The 18,766-nt window shown below is 63.0% G+C and carries 14 protein-coding genes and 1 tRNA gene; 10 read left to right on the forward strand and 5 right to left on the reverse strand.

All coding sequences use genetic code 11. The annotated features are described in order from the left end of the window. The 10 genes from AC1DFU_RS27010 to rpoC all read left to right on the forward strand — a co-directional run. On the forward strand, positions 1-146 hold a 146-nt coding region (locus tag AC1DFU_RS27010), incomplete at its 5' end, for an EF-Tu C-terminal domain-related protein (protein WP_477101491.1). A gap of 86 nt (positions 147-232) precedes the next feature. Further along, a tRNA-Trp gene (locus AC1DFU_RS27015) sits at positions 233-308 on the forward strand. A gap of 59 nt (positions 309-367) precedes the next feature. Next, the gene (gene secE / locus AC1DFU_RS27020; RefSeq protein ID WP_092301702.1) at positions 368-748 is read left to right on the forward strand and encodes a preprotein translocase subunit SecE; all 381 of its coding nucleotides are present in this window, start codon (positions 368-370) and stop codon (positions 746-748) included. 10 nt (positions 749-758) lie between these two features. After that, a complete protein-coding gene (gene nusG / locus AC1DFU_RS27025; RefSeq protein WP_017511590.1) occupies positions 759-1,340 on the forward strand; it encodes a transcription termination/antitermination protein NusG in 582 nt (193 codons plus the stop codon). 165 nt (positions 1,341-1,505) lie between these two features. Then, on the forward strand, positions 1,506-1,937 hold the full coding sequence (rplK, locus tag AC1DFU_RS27030) for a 50S ribosomal protein L11 (protein WP_092301705.1): 432 nt from the start codon (positions 1,506-1,508) through the stop codon (positions 1,935-1,937). Continuing rightward, entirely contained in the window at positions 1,938-2,633 is a 696-nt protein-coding gene (rplA, locus tag AC1DFU_RS27035; protein WP_092301708.1) for a 50S ribosomal protein L1, read from the forward strand. It abuts the gene before it with no gap. 407 nt (positions 2,634-3,040) lie between these two features. Beyond that, complete coding sequence (gene rplJ / locus AC1DFU_RS27040; protein ID WP_092301711.1) at positions 3,041-3,565, forward strand: 50S ribosomal protein L10; 525 nt, start codon at positions 3,041-3,043, stop codon at positions 3,563-3,565. 69 nt (positions 3,566-3,634) lie between these two features. Further along, entirely contained in the window at positions 3,635-4,009 is a 375-nt protein-coding gene (rplL, locus tag AC1DFU_RS27045) for a 50S ribosomal protein L7/L12 (protein ID WP_092301713.1), read from the forward strand. 434 nt (positions 4,010-4,443) lie between these two features. Further along, complete coding sequence (gene rpoB, locus AC1DFU_RS27050; protein ID WP_092301715.1) at positions 4,444-8,550, forward strand: DNA-directed RNA polymerase subunit beta; 4,107 nt, start codon at positions 4,444-4,446, stop codon at positions 8,548-8,550. 127 nt (positions 8,551-8,677) lie between these two features. Beyond that, a complete protein-coding gene (gene rpoC, locus AC1DFU_RS27055; RefSeq protein ID WP_441593716.1) occupies positions 8,678-12,919 on the forward strand; it encodes a DNA-directed RNA polymerase subunit beta' in 4,242 nt (1,413 codons plus the stop codon). Positions 12,920-13,005: 86 nt separating this feature from the next. Here rpoC and fabD read toward each other — a convergent pair whose 3' ends face one another. The 5 genes from fabD to AC1DFU_RS27080 all read right to left on the reverse strand — a co-directional run bounded on the left by fabD (position 13,006) and on the right by AC1DFU_RS27080 (position 18,694). Next, on the reverse strand, positions 13,006-13,944 hold the full coding sequence (fabD, locus tag AC1DFU_RS27060; RefSeq protein ID WP_441593717.1) for an ACP S-malonyltransferase: 939 nt from the start codon (positions 13,942-13,944) through the stop codon (positions 13,006-13,008). 13 nt (positions 13,945-13,957) lie between these two features. Beyond that, positions 13,958-14,404 (reverse strand): hypothetical protein, encoded by a 447-nt coding sequence (locus AC1DFU_RS27065; RefSeq protein ID WP_441593718.1) that lies wholly within the window; start codon positions 14,402-14,404, stop codon positions 13,958-13,960. A 34-nt stretch (positions 14,405-14,438) separates the two neighbouring features. Continuing rightward, on the reverse strand, positions 14,439-15,545 hold the full coding sequence (locus AC1DFU_RS27070; protein ID WP_441593719.1) for a hypothetical protein: 1,107 nt from the start codon (positions 15,543-15,545) through the stop codon (positions 14,439-14,441). A gap of 64 nt (positions 15,546-15,609) precedes the next feature. Beyond that, complete coding sequence (locus AC1DFU_RS27075; RefSeq protein ID WP_211942912.1) at positions 15,610-16,407, reverse strand: outer membrane lipoprotein-sorting protein; 798 nt, start codon at positions 16,405-16,407, stop codon at positions 15,610-15,612. 1 nt (position 16,408) lies between these two features. Next, positions 16,409-18,694, reverse strand: a complete 2,286-nt coding sequence (locus tag AC1DFU_RS27080) for an efflux RND transporter permease subunit (protein WP_441593720.1) — start codon at positions 18,692-18,694, stop codon at positions 16,409-16,411. Between the last annotated feature and the right edge of the window lie 72 nt (positions 18,695-18,766).

The following is an 18,766-nucleotide window of genomic DNA, read 5'->3' on the forward strand; positions in this document are numbered from 1 at the left end:
ACAAGGAAATGGTCATGCCGGGCGACAACGTGTCGATCACGGTCAAGCTGATCGCCCCGATCGCCATGGAAGAAGGTCTGCGCTTCGCTATCCGTGAAGGCGGCCGTACCGTCGGCGCCGGCGTCGTGGCAAAGATCCTCGACTAAGCAGTAATACTGGCGAACACGGCACCAACCGGCCGTGGTCGTCTGCCAGAGGGGTTGGCGGAATCGTCGACCCCGAAGTTGTTTTTAGGGGTATAGCTCAACTGGCAGAGCGTCGGTCTCCAAAACCGAAGGTTGGGGGTTCGATTCCCTCTGCCCCTGCCAAATCAATCAGCCGCGTCGCGAGAATGAATCGTGACGCGGCTTAGTCTCGTTTGCGAAACATGGCCAATCCCAATGTCGAAACCGTAGGCGCCTCGAGCGGCAAATGGCTGCTCGTCGTCGCGGGGCTCCTGGTGGTTGCGGGAGTAATCGGCTTCTACGTACTCGCGCAGCAGCCGTCGTACGTGCGTGGCGCGGCGCTGTTCGCCGGTCTCGCACTGGGCGTCGTCGTGGCGCTCGTGTCCGCCCCCGGCAAGGATTTCGTGGGGTTCGCCAAGGAATCGTATCGGGAAGTCAAAAAGGTCGTCTGGCCGACGCGCAAGGAAGCCGGTCAGATGACCGGGCTCGTGTTTGCCTTTGTAGTGATCATGGCGTTGTTCCTGTGGTCGGCCGACAAGCTCATCGAGTGGGTGATTTTCTCCCTCGTGCTGGGCTGGAAATAAGAGGTAACACATGACGGATAACGCTCAGCAGGAAACCACGGCAGCCGAATCGCCTTCGTCGAAGAAGCGCTGGTATGTGGTGCACGCCTACTCCGGCATGGAAAAGAGCGTGCAGCGCGCGCTGCAGGAGCGCATCGAGCGCGCCGAGATGCAGGACAAGTTCGGCCGCATTCTGGTGCCCTCCGAGGAAGTCGTGGAAATCAAGGGTGGTCACAAGTCCGTGACCGAACGCCGTTTCTTCCCGGGCTACGTGCTCGTGGAAATGGAAATGACCGACGAGACGTGGCATCTGGTGAAGAACACCAGCAAGGTCACCGGCTTCGTGGGGGGCGCGCGTAACCGCCCGAGCCCGATTTCGCAGCGCGAAGTCGACAAGATCATGACCCAGATGCAGGAAGGGGTCGAGAAGCCGCGTCCCAAGACGCTGTTCGAAGTGGGCGAAATGGTGCGCGTCAAGGACGGCCCGTTCACCGACTTCAACGGCAACGTCGAGGAAGTGAACTACGAGAAGTCGCGCCTGCGCGTCTCGGTCACGATCTTCGGTCGCGCAACGCCGGTCGAGCTCGAGTTCGGCCAGGTCGAGAAGGTTTAAGGATTTGACCGCCGCGGCGCGCGAGTGCCGGGGCGGACAGAGAGGGCAGGCTGAGAGGTCCGCCCAAAGAGGAGCGTGAGGCTGTGCCGACAGGCATGGCGATAGCGCGTTACGACTCAACAGGATCCGTGTTCCCGAGGAATCCGGATCTGGATTGGAGTAGAAATGGCCAAGAAGATCATTGGCTTTATCAAGCTGCAAATTCCGGCTGGTAAGGCAAATCCCTCCCCGCCCGTTGGTCCCGCACTGGGTCAGCGTGGTCTGAACATCATGGAGTTCTGCAAGGCGTTCAACGCCCAGACCCAGGGCATGGAACCTGGTCTGCCGGTGCCGGTGGTGATTACCGCCTTCGCCGACAAGAGCTTCACCTTCGTGATGAAGTCGCCGCCCGCGACCGTGCTGATCAAGAAGGCAGCAGGCATCGCCAAGGGTTCGCCGAAGCCCCATACCGACAAGGTTGGCAAGATCACCCGCGCCCAGGCTGAAGACATCGCCAAGGCCAAGAACGCTGACCTGACCGCCGCCGATCTGGACGCCGCCGTGCGTACCATCGCCGGTTCGGCTCGCTCGATGGGCATCACCGTGGAGGGTCTGTAAATGGCTAAGGTTTCCAAGCGCGTCGCCGCCAACAAGGCGAAGATCGAGCGTACCAAGTTCTACCCGATCGACGAGGCCCTGGGCCTGGTGAAGAGCTGCGCTTCGGCGAAGTTCGACGAGTCGATCGACGTGGCCGTGCAACTGGGCATCGACGCCAAGAAGTCGGACCAAGTGGTGCGTGGTTCCGTGGTGCTGCCCGCCGGTACCGGCAAGTCGGTGCGCGTGGCCGTGTTCGCCCAGGGCGAAAAGGCCGAGGCCGCCAAGGCTGCTGGCGCTGACATCGTCGGCATGGAAGACCTGGCCGAGCAAGTTAAGGCCGGTAACCTGAATTTCGACGTCGTGATCGCTTCGCCGGACACGATGCGTATCGTCGGTACGCTGGGCCAGATCCTCGGCCCGCGTGGCCTGATGCCGAACCCGAAGGTTGGCACCGTGACGCCGGACGTGGCCCAGGCTGTGAAGAACGCCAAGGCTGGTCAGGTGCAATTCCGTGTCGACAAGGCCGGTATCATCCACGCCACCATCGGTCGCCGTTCGTTCGAAGACACCGCGCTGAAGAGCAACCTGTCCGCACTGCTGGACGCGCTGGTCAAGGCCAAGCCGGCCACTAGCAAGGGTGTGTACCTGCGCAAGATCGCCGTGTCGTCCACGATGGGCGTTGGCGTTCGCGTCGAACAGACCTCGCTGTCGGCCTAAGCCCGACGGCACTCACCTGACCGGTTCCCGATAACGCCGGCCAGGGCAGGAATGAAGGATCCCGGCATCGCCGGGGTCGGTTTCGGCGCCGAAGGGCGACGAAGCAAGGCTTTGGGCAGTGGTGCCCGCCAACCGCGCAGCGGCAACGCAGCGCGACGGCAGGTACCGCTGGTTATCAAAGACCGCTGGTGTTCATGCCGCAGCAATCAGGCAGCGTGGACTTAATCGGTCGGCACATGCGGGCATCGCCCGATGGCAGCCGTCCCGCCAGCGCAGATGGCGCACCCGAAGGGATTGATGAATCCGGGCATGTCCCGGGTGATTCGGGCCAATCGGACGCCGTTCGTTTGGACTGATGCGATTGCAGAGGAGATTTCCCGAGCACCGCATCGTTTTGGAGCTTAACCGTGCCACTCAATATTGAAGATAAGAAGGCCGTCGTTGCTGAGGTTTCGGCGCAAGTCGCCAAGGCCCAGACCATCGTCGTGGCCGAATATCGCGGCATTGCGGTTGGCGATCTGACCAAGCTGCGTGCCAACGCTCGTCAGCAAGGCGTGTACCTGCGCGTTCTGAAGAACACGCTGGCTCGCCGCGCCGTCGAAGGTACGCCGTTTGCAGGCCTCGCAGAGCAAATGACCGGTCCGCTGATCTACGGGATTTCCGAAGATGCAGTGGCCTCGGCCAAGGTTCTGAACGACTTTGCCAAGACCAACGACAAGCTGGTCCTGCGCGCTGGGTCGTATGACGGCAAGGTGCTCGATGCTGTGGCCGTCAAGGCACTGGCTTCGATCCCGGGCCGCGAAGAACTGATTGCTCAGCTGCTTGGTGTCATGCAGGCACCGGTGTCGGGCTTCGCCCGTCTGCTGGCCGCCCTGGCTGCCAAGAAGAGCGAAGGCGCTCCCGCGGAAGAAGCGGAAGCCCCTGCTGCTTAAGCTGTCGCAGGCCTCGCAAAGACAGATCGCATTACCGATACCGAATCACATCTAGTAGGAGTATTCCAAATGGCAATCACTAAAGACGACATCCTCGAAGCCGTAGGCTCGATGTCCGTGATGGAACTGAACGACCTGGTCAAGGCGTTCGAAGAGAAGTTCGGCGTGTCCGCCGCTGCTATGGCCGTGGCTGCTGCCCCGGGCGCTGGCGGTGCTGCTGCTGCTGAAGAGCAGACCGAATTCAACGTGATCCTGGCCGAAGTTGGCGCCAACAAGGTCGGCGTGATTAAGGCTGTTCGCGAAATCACCGGCCTGGGCCTGAAGGAAGCCAAGGATCTGGTTGACGGCGCTCCGAAGGCTGTCAAGGAAGGCGTGGACAAGGCTGCTGCTGCCGACGCCAAGAAGAAGCTGGAAGACGCAGGCGCAAAGGTCGACGTCAAGTAAGTGGTACCGCGCGTGCCCTCGTGGCACGCGGATGGGGCTGGCAAAGGGAAATCCCGGCGCCAGCCTTTTTGCGCTTCTGTGGGTGTGTTTGATTGGGCACCCGGCGGATCGAAGTACCGGCCAGGGCGCAAATAAAGTGATGGATAGACTGCTTGGCGAGCGAAATCATTCGCTGCCTTAGCAGAAGCCAAACATCAGTGGCACACTAAGTGGTTGCTGATGTTTGTCTTCTGAACCGACTGCAGAAGACAAGTTTGGTCGGGTGTCCCCCGGGCGAGTACAGGCATTGCGCCGTGCAATGACCACACCGCCCGCAGCGTGCGGACACCGTCAGCCAGAGGTTGGTAGCGGCCAACCGCCAAATCCCCTCCCAGTCGCTGAACACCTCAGGTGCCGGCCAGGTCCAGCCTGCCCTGCGATGATTCGGAGATCCCATGGCGTACAGCTTCACCGAAAAGAAGCGCATTCGCAAATCCTTTGCGAAGCGCGCGACGGTTCATCAGGTTCCATTCCTGCTTGCCACCCAGATTGAATCCTACACCCAGTTCTTGCAAGCGGAAACGCCGACCGCGCGTCGCAAAACAGAGGGTCTGCAGGCCGCTTTCAGCGCGATTTTCCCAATCTCCTCCCATAACGGGCTTGCCCGTATGGAGTTTGTCTCGTATCACCTGTCCAACCCGCCGTTCGACGTCAAGGAGTGCCAGCAGCGTGGCCTGACGTTCCACTCGGCGCTGCGTGCCAAGGTTCGCCTGATCATCAACGATCGCGAGAACCCGGGCAAGGTCAAGGAAGTGAAGGAGCAGGAAGTCTACATGGGCGAAATTCCGCTCATGACGTCGACCGGTTCTTTCGTGATTAACGGCACCGAGCGTGTCATCGTTAGCCAGCTGCACCGTTCGCCGGGCGTGTTCTTCGAGCACGACAAGGGCAAGACGCACAGCTCGGGCAAGCTGCTGTTCTCGGCACGGATTATTCCGTACCGTGGCTCGTGGCTGGACTTCGAATTCGATCCGAAGGACATCCTGTACTTCCGTGTGGACCGCCGCCGCAAGATGCCGGTGACGATCCTGCTGAAGTCGATCGGCCTGACGCCGGAGCAAATCCTGGCGCACTTCTTCGTGTTCGACAACTTCACGCTGCAGTCGGAAGGCGCGCAGCTGGAATTCGTGCCCGAGCGCCTGCGTGGCGAAGTGGCGCGTTTCGACATCGCGGACAAGAACGGTCGCGTGGTCGTGGAGAAGGACAAGCGGATCAACGCCAAGCACATCCGTGACCTGGACTCCGCCGGTACCAAGCTGATCAGCGTGCCGGAAGACTATCTGCTCGGCCGCGTGCTGGCCAAGAACATCATCGACCCGGACACGGGCGAGGTGATCGCCAACGCCAACGACGAGCTGACCGAGACGCTGCTGGAAAACCTGCGCGAAGCCGGTGTCAAGCAGATCCAGACGCTGTACACGAACGACCTGGACCAGGGCCCGTACATGTCGCAGACGCTGCGCGTGGACGAGACCGTCGACCAGACCGCCGCGCGTATCGCGATCTACCGCATGATGCGCCCGGGCGAGCCGCCCACCGAGGAAGCCGTGGAAGCGCTGTTCCAGCGCCTGTTCTACAGCGAAGAGTCGTACGATCTGTCGCGCGTTGGCCGCATGAAGGTCAACAGCCGTCTGTCGCGCCCGAGCGGCGAGGGCAGCATGGTGCTGCAGGACGAAGACATCCTCGAGACGATCAAGATCCTGGTGAACCTGCGTAACGGCAAGGGCGAGGTCGATGACATCGATCACCTGGGTAATCGTCGCGTGCGTTGCGTGGGCGAACTGGCGGAAAACCAATTCCGCGCCGGTCTGTCGCGCGTGGAGCGTGCCGTCAAGGAACGTCTGGGCCAGGCCGAGACCGAGAACCTGATGCCGCACGACCTGATCAACTCGAAGCCGATTTCGTCGGCGATTCGCGAGTTCTTCGGTTCGTCGCAGCTGTCGCAGTTCATGGACCAGACCAACCCGCTCTCGGAAATCACCCACAAGCGCCGTGTTTCCGCACTGGGCCCGGGTGGTCTGACGCGCGAGCGCGCCGGCTTTGAAGTCCGTGACGTGCACCCGACCCACTATGGCCGCGTGTGCCCGATCGAAACGCCGGAAGGCCCGAACATCGGCCTGATCAACTCGCTGGCACTGTACGCCCGCCTGAACGAATACGGCTTCCTGGAAACGCCGTACCGCAAGGTGGTGGACAGCAAGCTGACCGACCAGGTGGACTACCTGTCGGCCATCGAGGAAGGCAAGTACGTGGTGGCCCAGGCCAACGCGACCGTGGATGCCGATGGCACCCTGATCGATGAACTGGTCTCGTCCCGCGAAGGCTCCGAGCGCGAAACGCGCATGGTGACTCCGGACCGCGTGCAGTACATCGACGTGGCGCCGTCGCAGATCGTGTCGGCCGCTGCCTCGCTGGTGCCGTTCCTGGAACACGATGACGCGAACCGTGCACTGATGGGCGCGAACATGCAGCGTCAGGCCGTGCCTTGCCTGCGTCCGGACAAGCCGCTCGTGGGTACCGGCATCGAACGTACCGTGGCCGTTGACTCGGGTACCGCCGTGCAGGCCATGCGTGGCGGCGTGGTGGACTACGTCGATGCCATGCGTATCGTGATCCGTGTGAACGACGACGAAGCCGTTGCTGGCGAAGTCGGCGTGGACATCTACAACCTGATCAAGTACACGCGTTCCAACCAGAACACCAACATCAACCAGCGTCCGATGGTGAAGGTTGGCGATATCGTCGCGCGTAACGACGTGATCGCCGACGGCGCCTCGACCGACCTGGGCGAGCTGGCACTGGGCCAGAACATGCTGGTGGCGTTCATGCCGTGGAACGGCTACAACTTCGAAGATTCGATCCTGATCTCCGAACGCGTGGTGGCCGAAGACCGCTACACCTCGATCCACATCGAGGAACTGTCGGTCGTCGCCCGTGACACGAAGCTGGGACCGGAAGAAATCACGCGCGACATCTCGAACCTCGCCGAAGCGCAACTCGCGCGTCTGGACGAGTCCGGCATCACCTACATCGGTGCCGAAGTCGAGGCTGGCGACGTGCTGGTGGGCAAGGTCACGCCGAAGGGCGAGACCCAGCTGACCCCGGAAGAGAAGCTGCTGCGCGCCATCTTCGGCGAGAAGGCATCGGACGTGAAGGACACCTCGCTGCGCGTGCCGTCGGGCATGAGCGGCATCGTGATCGACGTCCAGGTCTTCACCCGCGAAGGCGTGACGCGCGACAAGCGTGCCCAGTCGATCATCGACGACGAACTGAAGCGCTACCGCCTGGACCTGAACGACCAGCTGCGTATCGTGGAAGGCGATGCATTCCAGCGTCTGGAACGCCTGCTGCTCGACAAGCCGGTCAACGGCGGTCCGAAGAAGCTGGCGAAGGGTGCCAAGCTGACCCGCGAGTACCTGGCCGATCTGGACAAGTACCACTGGTTCGACATCCGTCCGGCCGACGAAGAAGTGGCGGCCCAGCTCGAGGCAGTGAAGGAAGCCATCGAGCAGAAGCGTCACGAATTCGACCTGGCCTTCGAAGAGAAGCGCAAGAAGCTCACGCAGGGCGACGAACTGCCGCCGGGCGTGATCAAGATGGTCAAGGTGTACCTGGCCGTGAAGCGTCGCCTGCAGCCTGGCGACAAGATGGCAGGTCGTCACGGTAACAAGGGTGTGGTGTCGAAGATCGTGCCGATCGAAGACATGCCGTACATGGCGGACGGTACCCCGGCCGACATCGTGCTGAACCCGCTGGGCGTGCCGTCGCGGATGAACGTGGGCCAGATTCTGGAAACCCACCTGGGCTGGGCCGCGCGCGGTCTGGGCCAGCGCATCGGTGACATGCTCAAGGCGCAGACCAAGGCACAGGAGCTGCGCAAGCTGCTGGCCCAGGTCTACAACGAGAGCGGCAAGCCGGAAGACCTGGACAGCCTGACCGACGCCGAAGTGCTGGAACTGGCTTCGAACCTGAAGAAGGGCGTGCCGTTCGCAACGCCGGTGTTCGACGGTGCGCATGAGGATGAAATCCGCCGCATGCTGGACCTGGCCTACCCGGACGAGATCGCCAAGGAGAAGGGCCTGACCCCGTCGAAGCAGCAGGTCACGCTGTACGACGGCCGCACCGGCGAAGCGTTCGAGCGTCCGGTCACGCTGGGTGTGATGCACATGCTGAAGCTGCACCACTTGGTCGATGACAAGATGCACGCGCGCTCGACGGGTCCGTACTCGCTCGTGACGCAGCAGCCGCTGGGCGGTAAGGCCCAGTTCGGTGGCCAGCGTTTCGGTGAGATGGAAGTGTGGGCACTGGAAGCCTACGGCGCGTCGTACGTGCTGCAGGAAATGCTGACGGTCAAGTCCGATGACGTGAACGGCCGTACCAAGGTGTACGAAAACATCGTCAAGGGCGAGCACTCGATCGACGCCGGCATGCCGGAATCGTTCAACGTGCTGGTGAAGGAAATCCGCTCGTTGGGTATCGACATCGATCTCGATCGTTACTGATCGGCGCGATGACGGCGTCCCGCTGCGGCGGGCGCCGGCCCGGTAGACCCGGCAGAGAAGATTTCCCACAGGATGAATGCCGTGGCCCCGAACAGACTTCGGTGCCGCGGCGAAACAAGGAGTTGCAATGAAAGCATTGCTCGATCTCTTTAAGCAGGTTCAGCAGGAAGAGCAGTTCGACGCGATCAAGATCGGCCTCGCCTCGCCCGAGAAGATCCGTTCGTGGTCGTACGGTGAAGTGAAGAAGCCGGAAACGATCAACTACCGGACGTTCAAGCCGGAACGCGATGGCCTGTTCTGCGCCAAGATCTTTGGCCCGATCAAGGACTACGAGTGCCTGTGCGGCAAGTACAAGCGCCTGAAGCACCGTGGCGTGATCTGCGAGAAGTGCGGCGTCGAAGTCACGCTGGCCAAGGTGCGTCGCGAGCGCATGGGCCACATCGAACTGGCTGCGCCGACTGCGCACATCTGGTTCCTGAAGTCGCTGCCGTCGCGTCTGGGCATGGTCCTGGACATGACGCTGCGCGACATCGAACGCGTGCTGTATTTCGAGGCATTCGTGGTGCTGGAACCGGGCATGACCCCGCTCAAGAAGAGCCAGATCATGTCCGAGGACGACTACATCGCGAAGTGCGATGAGTACGGCGAGGGCGAGTTCGTCGCCATGATGGGCGCCGAAGGCATCCGTGAACTGCTGCGCGGCATCGACATCGAGAAGCAGATCGAACAGATCCGCGCCGAGCTGCAGGCCACCGGTTCCGAAGCCAAGATCAAGAAGTTCGCCAAGCGCCTGAAGGTGCTCGAGGCGTTCCAGCGTTCGGGCATCAAGCCCGAGTGGATGATCCTGGAAGTGCTGCCGGTGCTGCCGCCGGAACTGCGTCCGCTGGTACCGCTGGATGGCGGCCGTTTCGCCACCTCGGACCTGAACGACCTGTATCGTCGCGTCATCAACCGGAACAACCGCCTGAAGCGCCTGCTGGAACTGAAGGCGCCCGAGATCATCGTGCGCAACGAAAAGCGCATGCTGCAGGAAGCGGTGGATTCGCTGCTGGACAACGGCCGTCGCGGCAAGGCGATGACCGGCGCCAACAAGCGTCCGCTGAAGTCCCTGGCCGAGATGATCAAGGGTAAGGGCGGTCGTTTCCGTCAGAACCTGCTGGGCAAGCGCGTCGACTACTCGGGCCGTTCGGTCATCGTGGTGGGCCCGACGCTGAAGCTGCACCAGTGCGGCCTGCCCAAGCTGATGGCGCTCGAGCTGTTCAAGCCGTTCATCTTCCACAAGCTGGAAACGATGGGCATCGCCACCACGATCAAGGCGGCGAAGAAGGAAGTGGAAAGCCAGACGCCGGTGGTGTGGGACATCCTCGAAGAGGTGATCCGCGAGCACCCGGTGATGCTGAACCGTGCGCCGACGCTGCACCGCCTGGGGATCCAGGCGTTCGAGCCGGTGCTGATCGAAGGCAAGGCCATCCAGCTGCACCCGCTGGTATGCGCGGCATTCAACGCCGACTTCGACGGTGACCAGATGGCTGTTCACGTGCCGCTGTCGCTGGAAGCACAGATGGAAGCCCGCACGCTGATGCTGGCCTCCAACAACGTGCTGTTCCCGGCCAACGGCGATCCGTCGATCGTCCCGTCGCAAGACGTGGTGCTGGGTCTGTACTACACGACCCGCGACAAGATCAACGGCAAGGGTGAAGGCATGACGTTCGCTGACATCAGCGAAGTCATCCGCGCCTACGAGAACAAGGAAGTCGAACTCGCTTCGCGCGTGAACGTGCGGATCACCGAGTACGTGCTCGTCGACAAGGACGCCGTGGGCGATGCCCGCTTCGCGCCCAAGATCACGCTGCAGGCCACCACGGTCGGCCGCGCGATCCTGTCCGAGATCCTGCCGAAGGGCCTGCCGTTCTCAGTGCTGAACAAGCCGCTGAAGAAGAAGGAAATCTCGCGCCTGATCAACACCGCATTCCGCAAGTGCGGTCTGCGCGAGACCGTGATCTTCGCCGACAAGCTGCTGCAGTCGGGCTTCCGCCTGGCGACGCGCGCCGGTATCTCGATTGCCATCGACGACATGCTGGTGCCGCCGCAGAAGGAGAAGATCATCTCCGACGCCGCTGCCAAGGTGAAGGAATACGACAAGCAGTACATGTCGGGTCTGGTGACGGACCAGGAGCGTTACAACAACGTCGTGGACATCTGGGGCGCCGCCGGCGACCAGGTGGGCAAGGCGATGATGGAGCAGCTCCAGCACGAAGACGTGGTCGACCGCGAAGGCAATACGGTCAAGCAGGAATCGTTCAACTCCATCTACATGATGGCCGACTCGGGCGCGCGGGGTTCCGCAGCGCAGATCCGCCAGCTGGCCGGTATGCGTGGCCTGATGGCCAAGCCGGATGGCTCGATCATTGAAACGCCGATTACGGCGAACTTCCGTGAAGGCCTGAACGTTCTGCAGTACTTCATCTCGACCCACGGCGCGCGTAAGGGCCTGGCCGATACGGCACTGAAGACCGCGAACTCGGGTTACCTGACCCGTCGTCTGGTCGACGTGACGCAGGATCTGGTCGTGGTCGAAGACGATTGCGGCACCACCAACGGCGTGGCCATGAAGGCCCTGGTCGAAGGCGGTGAAGTGATCGAAGCGCTGCGCGACCGTATCCTCGGCCGTGTGACCGTGTCTGACGTGGTGAACCCGGAAACGCAGGAAACGGCGATCGAGACCGGCACGCTGCTGGACGAAGACCTCGTCGACCTGATCGACAACCTCGGCGTGGACGAAGTCAAGGTCCGCACCCCGCTGGCGTGCGACACGCGTTACGGCCTGTGCGGCAAGTGCTACGGCCGCGACCTGGGCCGCGGCGTGCTGGTGAACTCCGGCGAAGCGGTGGGCGTGATTGCCGCGCAGTCGATCGGTGAGCCGGGTACGCAGCTGACCATGCGGACGTTCCACATCGGTGGTGCGGCATCGCGTGCGGCAGTGGCCTCGAGCGTGGAAGCCAAGGCGACCGGTACGGTCCGCTTCACGGCGACCATGCGCTACGTGACGAACGCCAAGGGCGAACTGATCGTGATCTCGCGTTCGGGCGAGACGCTGATCACGGACGACCACGGCCGCGAGCGCGAGCGCCACAAGATCCCGTACGGCGCCACGCTGCTGGTGCAGGACGGCCAGGCCATCAAGGCTGGTACGCAGCTGGCCACGTGGGATGCGCTGACGCGCCCGATCGTGTCGGAATACACCGGCATGACGAAGTTCGAGAACGTCGAAGAGGGCGTGACCGTCGCCAAGCAGATGGACGAAGTCACCGGCCTGTCGACCCTCGTGGTGATCGATGCCAAGCGCCGTACGGCTGCCACCAAGGGCCTGCGCCCGCAGGTGAAGCTGCTCGACGCGAACGGCCAGGAAGTCAAGATTCCGGGCACGGACCACTCCGTGACCATCGGCTTCCAGGTGGGCGCGCTGATTACCGTGAAGGACGGCCAGCAGGTGCATGTGGGTGAAGTGCTCGCACGTATCCCGACCGAATCGCAGAAGACTCGCGACATTACCGGTGGTCTGCCGCGTGTGGCCGAACTGTTCGAAGCGCGTTCGCCGAAGGACGCCGCCGTGCTGGCGGAAGTCACCGGTACGACATCGTTCGGTAAGGACACCAAGGGCAAGCAGCGCCTGGTTATCACGGACCTGGACGGCAACGCCCACGAGTTCCTGATCGCCAAGGAAAAGCAGGTGCTGGTGCACGATGGCCAGGTGGTGAACAAGGGCGAAATGATCGTGGAAGGTCCGGCGGACCCGCACGACATCCTGCGCCTGAAGGGCATCGAGGAACTGGCGCACTACATCGTGGACGAAGTGCAGGACGTGTACCGTCTGCAGGGCGTGAAGATCAACGACAAGCACATCGAAGTGATTGTTCGTCAGATGCTGCGCCGCGTGCAGATCCAGGACGTGGGCGACACCCGCTTCATCCCTGGTGAGCAGGTGGAGCGTTCGGAACTGCTGGACGAGAACGACCGCATGATCGCGGACGGCAAGCGTCCGGCCACGCACGAGAACCTGTTGCTGGGTATCACGAAGGCGTCGCTGTCCACGGACAGCTTCATCTCGGCGGCATCGTTCCAGGAAACGACGCGCGTGCTGACCGAGGCCGCGATCATGGGCAAGACCGACGACCTGCGTGGTCTGAAGGAAAACGTGATCGTGGGTCGTCTGATCCCCGCCGGTACCGGCCTGGCCTACCACCGTGCCCGCAAGGCACGCGAGGCGGCCGAGCGCGAACGCGCCCAGGCGATCTCGGACGAAGAGCAATCGCTCTTCATCGAGCCGCCCGTGGTGCAGGCGACCGAAGGCGACGGCGACGCGGTCTGATCGCGATCGTTGCTGCACTGGAAGTGAAAAACCCGGCTTTCGAGCCGGGTTTTTTTTCGTCTGCGCGATCCGCAGCCATTGACTGCTCACGACAGGGCCAGCACGGCGGCCTCCATGCCTTGGGGCAGATGCAGGGGCAGTACGGACAACGCGGGAGCGACGCGCCGGCACAGATTCGTCAATACCTCCCCGGGTCCTGATTCCACGATGTGCGTGACGCCGTCGGCCTCGAGGTGCCGAACCATTGCCGTCCAGCGCACCGGGGCAGTCAGTTGCGCCACTAGCGCCGGCTTGATCGACGCCTCCGTGGCGACTTCAAGGCTATTGCCGTGCAGCACGCGCAACGAAGGGGCCGCGACGCGGATGTCGTCGAGGCACCGGGCGAGCGCCTCCGCCGCTGGCTGCATCAGCGAGCTATGGAACGGGCCACTGACTGGCAGCACGAACACCATCTTTGCGCCGGCCTCCCGGGTGGCCACCTTGAGACGCTCGATGGCCGGCATATGGCCGGCCACCACCACTTGCCCGGGCGCATTGAAATTCACCGGCTCAAGTACGCCGCCACCTCCGGCGCAGGCGGAACAGAGTCGTTCCACTGTCAGGTCATCGAGACCGATGACCGCTGCCATGCCCCCAACCCCGGGCGCTACCGCCGCCATCATCGCCAGCGCCCGTTGGCGCGCGATGTGCAGGGCATCCGGCAGCGCCAGGGCACCGGCGGCAACCAGCGCTGAAATTTCCCCAACACTGTGTCCGATCGCCCATGGCACGTCTACTGGAGACTGGGCCTGCCAGGTGCGATAGATCGCGATCGACGCCGCCACCACCAATGGCTGCGTGTTGACCGTGCGGGCGAGTTCCGCTGGATCGGCATGCTGGCTAAGGTGCCAGAGGTCCAGATCAAGCACATCCGAGGCTTCGTCGATCGTCTCGACGAACACACGCTCACCCCGCCACGCGGAAAGCATGCCGACGGATTGCGACCCCTGACCAGGAAACACGCAGGCGGGAACGATGCGAATCATTGCCGACGCCCCGTTAGCGCGCCGTCTCGACAGCATCGGTCGCTGCGAGCCAGCACCAGGCGGCCGCGCAGTGAAGGAGCCCGATAGCCAGAGATGCGAACGAGGATTGGATGTCGAACGTGGACAGGGGTTGCCGGAGCACCCATCCCACTACGATGAGGCCGCCCCGCAGCGTATAGATTGCTGCAATGCCGATCACCGCAATGCGCATCTGGGGGAGCGTCGGCAGCAACCCGGCCGCCGCCGCATAGTAGGCAGCAAAGACGAAGAACGCCCCCGTGATGCCCGCTGTCAGCAATCCCGGCACCCAGGAGCCGCGCTCCGCCATGCCTGCGAGGGCCTCGCCGGCGCCGAAGGCACGGTACGCCTGCGGCCCTTTGGCGATGATGTAGATATGCAGGAAGGCGACAAGCGCGCTGCAAGCTGCGGCGGAAGTGGCGAGAATTGGCGTGATCATCATGACCTCGGATAGGGTTGGGATCAAAAGCGTAGGGCTAAAAGTTGTGGGTCAGATTGACCTGCAACATGCTGTCGCGACACAGCGCCTCAAAAACGCTGTCGCCGTTGCAACTCGCCTTACGGGCTACCAGACGCAGCCGCGCGGATTTGCCGAACCGACGGCTGAACTCGAGTTTGTGCATCAGGATGCGGGTCGCACGGTCGTGCAGCACGCCGTATTGCAGTTCCGCATCACCGGACTCGTTGAGGCGAATACGCACGCCGGCGAAGGGGCCGTGTGTGAACGGCGTGAACGGCGCGCTGGCGTCGCGGTGGTCGCGCAGGTATTCGAACAGCAGTGAAAGGTCGCCGTCGGGCCTGGCGAATGTGTATTCCGCACCGACGATGTAGGCACCGAAAGGCGCACCCTGCCCCCAACGAAAGATCGCCTCGCCCTTCCACAGCATGCTGCCAGCGGGCAACACACCGGTCACCCCCAACTGTCGGATGCGCTGGTAGGCCGTCGTCAAGTCGGGGGCGATGGTGGGCTCGCGTGACAAGCCATCGAAGTAGTAGGCACCGACGTCGGCATCCGCGATGGTCCCCGACCAGCGTACGGCGATATCGTTGGTCCGCTGCCAGGGCGCCAGGCCGTGGGAGGGGGCCTCCGGTGCCAGCGGCCCCATGCGTTGCCGGCTTCGAAGGCCCAGTTGGGGGCGGGGCCGGAACCACGGCATCCAGTACACGGCGAGACGTCCGTACGCCTCGCTGAAGCGGGTGTAAGACAGCATCGGCTGGCCGAGTTTGGCCTCCAGATCGATGTCCGCGCGGGTATCGATCTGGTTGATGATGTTGACCGGATGGCGTGACTCCATCACGCTCCAGTCCAATGTCTCCATCCCGGCTTGCCAGAGGTTGTCGCCGCGCTCGGCACGGACGGTGGCTTCGCGAAAATCGAAGTAACGCATGTCCGGATCGGAAACGTCCAGGCGGACGTAAGGGGTCAGCCGGCCGGTGACGCCCGGGTACATGGGGTGTGTGACAACCCAGCCGAGATTGAGGACCAAGGCCGCGGCATGTTGGTGCTGTGCCTGAAATGCGGGGGGACGATTGAACAGCCAGACTTCCGGACCGATACTCCCGCTTGTCTCGACGACTGGCATCGCGTGGCCAGTGCCCGCATGCCAGACGAGACACAGGGTAGCGAGCCAACGGACGCATCCCCGTTTAGCGAACATACTCCAGCCGCTGCGGCTCGAAATCCCGCTTGTCGACGCCGCCATCCCGGAACTTGTAGCCAGACATATTGATGCGGGTCGACTTGCCGGTCTGATGGTTCACCATGTTCATCCACCCTGGCTTCAGCAACTGCTGTCCGTAGGCGGCAAAGTCGCCGCTCTCCAGCGTCTTCTGCAAGGCCCCGCGACGGTCGTACAGTTCCGCTTTCAATGTCACGTACCGCTCGCGGTCGATCCACAGCACCTGCTTCGTATAGCCGGAGCCCTCGTAGCGGGGCGTGCGCTCGACCTTGAAGCACGGTGTCCCGCCGGTGTCTTCGTCGCCCAGATAGCGGTGGCTGAACTTGCGCGGCAACTGCGAGGTCAGGTCTTCGAACGAGAACTCGCTGCCCATGAACGAGCCCGACTTGCTGTCCGAGGCGATGCGCCGCGTGCGCTTCAGGGCCGGCAGGTATAGCCACTGATCGTCGGGCTTATCGGCATGCGCAAAACTCAGGAAAGCCGTGTGCCGGATGTCGGCCGGAGACTCGAACAGCATCAGGTGCTTGTCACCGTCGCCGTCCGTCTCGAGCACGGCGCCACGCATCTTGCGCACGCTTTGCTGGCCATGCCGGTCACGCAGGATCATTTCCATATCCATGCGATAGCTGCTGAACCCGCGTTCGCGCGCGTACATCTCCGCGACGATGGCTTCGCCGCGGGTGGCGTCTTCCGCCGCCGCAGCCACGGGCGATACCGCGATCAGACAGAACACAAGCGCCACAAGGCGCATCCGGAGCTTCATCATGTCAAATGCCTTTCAACGGTTGGGAGTGGGGGGCGGAAGCCGGCTTCGGGGTGTCCCGGTCGATGGCAAATAGCAATGGCGGCAGCAGCACAAGGTCCACGATGGCGGCAATCGCGATCGTCAGCACGGACATGATTCCCATGTCGGCGTTCAGGTCGAAGTGCGAGAAGATCAGTACGCCGAAGCCGGCCACCAGGACCGAAGTGGTGAACAGCACCGCCATGCCGGAAATGCTGTACGCGTTCTCCACCGCCGCCCGGGGTGACAGACCCAGCACCGTGCGGGCGCGGTGGTACTTGAAGACGCTGTGAATCGTGTCGTCGACGATGATCCCGTAGGTCAGCACCCCCACCACCGCCACCGACAGGCCGACTTGCCCGACAAACGCTCCCCAAAGCCCGAAAGCCATCAAGGACGGCAGGACGTTCGGAAGCAGGCTGGCGAAGCCCAGTCGGACACTGCGCAACACCAGCCCGATGACGACGGAAACGAGCAGGATCTGCAGCACATACCCCTGCAGCGTACCGGCGACATTCATCTCGCCGATATGCGAGAACATGATGGACGGCCCAGCGCCAGACGCCTGCATGCCGGCCGGCAGGTTTGCGCGCATCCACGCCTGCACGCGCTGGTCGAAGGCCACCAATGCCGTGGACGTGATGTCGCGCAGGACCACGGTCAGCTTGCTGGCCGAGCGGTCGATCCGAATCTGATCGTTCAGATCCAGCCCGGGTGGCAGGGACAGCTCGTACACGAGTAATACCTGGGCCGCCGCCATGTCATCATCAGGCACGCGATATGCGGTCGACGCATCGCCATGCAGCGTGCGGTGAACGCGCTTGACCACGTCGGCGAGCGAGCTGACCTGGAAGACTTCGGGCTGCGCGCGTAGCCAGTCGGCAAGCCTGTCCAGATCCCGCAGGTACGCGGCCGAACCCACCGTACCCCCGACACCTGACGGCACCGCGTAGTACACGGTATGGACGCCGGATAGATGCGACTGGATGAAGTCCGTATCGCGGCGGAACTCGACGGCCGGACTGAAATAGTCGACGAAATTGTCCTCGAGTTGATTGCGCGTGACGAACCAGGCGGCAGCGAGGTTGAGCAGCGCCACCCCGATGAACACCGGCTTTCGCCACGCCACCAGGGCGCCCGCCATACGGCCGATGGCATGCCCCTGCCGCAGCATCCGCTGCTGCCCGGAGATCGGCAGCACGGCCAGGCACGCCGGGAGGAACGACGCTGACAACAGCAGCACCACGATGGCACCAATGCCCAGCATCACGCCGAAGTTGGCGACCGGTGGAACGTCCGACAGGCACATGCTGAAGAAGCCGAGCGCGTCCGTGCCACAGGCCACCAGCATGATGGGGGCGTTTGCTGCCACGGCATCCCGTACGGCCTCATGCCGTGACGCGCCGGCCCCCATCCGCCGGATCGTGTAGACAATTACGTGCAAGCAATTCGCGACGGCGATGGTGGTGAGGATGGTCGGCGTGGAGACGGAGATGGCCGTGAGCTTGACGCCAAGCCAGCCGACCATGCCGAGCGCGGCGAAGATCGCCAACGTCATCGTCAGCAACGCAGCCGCCACGCCGCACGCACTGCGCAACGCCACGAACATGACGACGAGAATCAGCGCGTACATCAGTGGCGTCAGCGTGGCCAGGTCGGCCTTCGCTTCCTCGTCGAAGGCGTTGTCGAGCAATATGCCGCCCGTGGCCATAACGCGGATATCGGGGTCCAGCGCGCGCGCCTGATCCATCAGGGCGCGCAGTGCATGCACGGCCTCCGGCAAGGCTGTCTCCGTTGGCGCGGGGAGTGTGAAGCTGATACTGATTCCCGCCACAGACCCATCGGGCGAGACCAACCGCTTTACCAATAGCGGCTCGCTGAGTGCGATGGCGCGGATGGCCGCGATCGCTTCGGGTGTCTGGCCCGTCCCCGGCTGGTATAGGGGGCGCACCCGGAGGTCATCGTCGTGGGCTTCGGCATGCTGATGGTTCGTGAGACTGTCCACGCGTCGCACATGGGGCAGCTGCCATGCCAGTTCGGTGAAGCGCGCCATTGCATCCAGCGCGCGAGGCGTAAACACCGTCCCGTCTCGGGGGACAAAGGCCACCAGCGCCTGGTTGTCGTCTGCATAGGCGTCCTGGAGTGCCTGATTGGCGAGCAGTTGCGGATCGTCCGAACGGAAGAAATCGCGATAGTCACTGCTGAAGGCGATGCGCTCGAGTCCCGCACTGGCCGCCACGCAAAGTAGCACCGTCGCGACGATCACCATCCATCGCCGCCTGACCAGCCATGCTGCATAGCGTATGGCCAAGGCGTGATGGGACGCGTCCGGGTCGCGCAG

Source organism: Cupriavidus sp. 10L45, from assembly GCF_056395225.1.

Bases quoted from the DNA above. Each gene is read 5' to 3' on its own strand.
- rpoC (WP_441593716.1), top strand. From the start codon at position 8,678: ATGAAAGCATTGCTCGATCTCTTTAAGCAGGTTCAGCAGGAAGAGCAG.
- fabD (WP_441593717.1), bottom strand. From the start codon at position 13,944: ATGATTCGCATCGTTCCCGCCTGCGTGTTTCCTGGTCAGGGGTCGCAA.
- rplA (WP_092301708.1), top strand. From the start codon at position 1,938: ATGGCTAAGGTTTCCAAGCGCGTCGCCGCCAACAAGGCGAAGATCGAG.
- rplK (WP_092301705.1), top strand. From the start codon at position 1,506: ATGGCCAAGAAGATCATTGGCTTTATCAAGCTGCAAATTCCGGCTGGT.
- AC1DFU_RS27070 (WP_441593719.1), bottom strand. From the start codon at position 15,545: ATGCCAGTCGTCGAGACAAGCGGGAGTATCGGTCCGGAAGTCTGGCTG.
- rpoB (WP_092301715.1), top strand. From the start codon at position 4,444: ATGGCGTACAGCTTCACCGAAAAGAAGCGCATTCGCAAATCCTTTGCG.
- secE (WP_092301702.1), top strand. From the start codon at position 368: ATGGCCAATCCCAATGTCGAAACCGTAGGCGCCTCGAGCGGCAAATGG.
- AC1DFU_RS27075 (WP_211942912.1), bottom strand. From the start codon at position 16,407: ATGATGAAGCTCCGGATGCGCCTTGTGGCGCTTGTGTTCTGTCTGATC.
- rplL (WP_092301713.1), top strand. From the start codon at position 3,635: ATGGCAATCACTAAAGACGACATCCTCGAAGCCGTAGGCTCGATGTCC.
- AC1DFU_RS27080 (WP_441593720.1), bottom strand. From the start codon at position 18,694: ATGGTGATCGTCGCGACGGTGCTACTTTGCGTGGCGGCCAGTGCGGGA.
- nusG (WP_017511590.1), top strand. From the start codon at position 759: ATGACGGATAACGCTCAGCAGGAAACCACGGCAGCCGAATCGCCTTCG.
- AC1DFU_RS27065 (WP_441593718.1), bottom strand. From the start codon at position 14,404: ATGATGATCACGCCAATTCTCGCCACTTCCGCCGCAGCTTGCAGCGCG.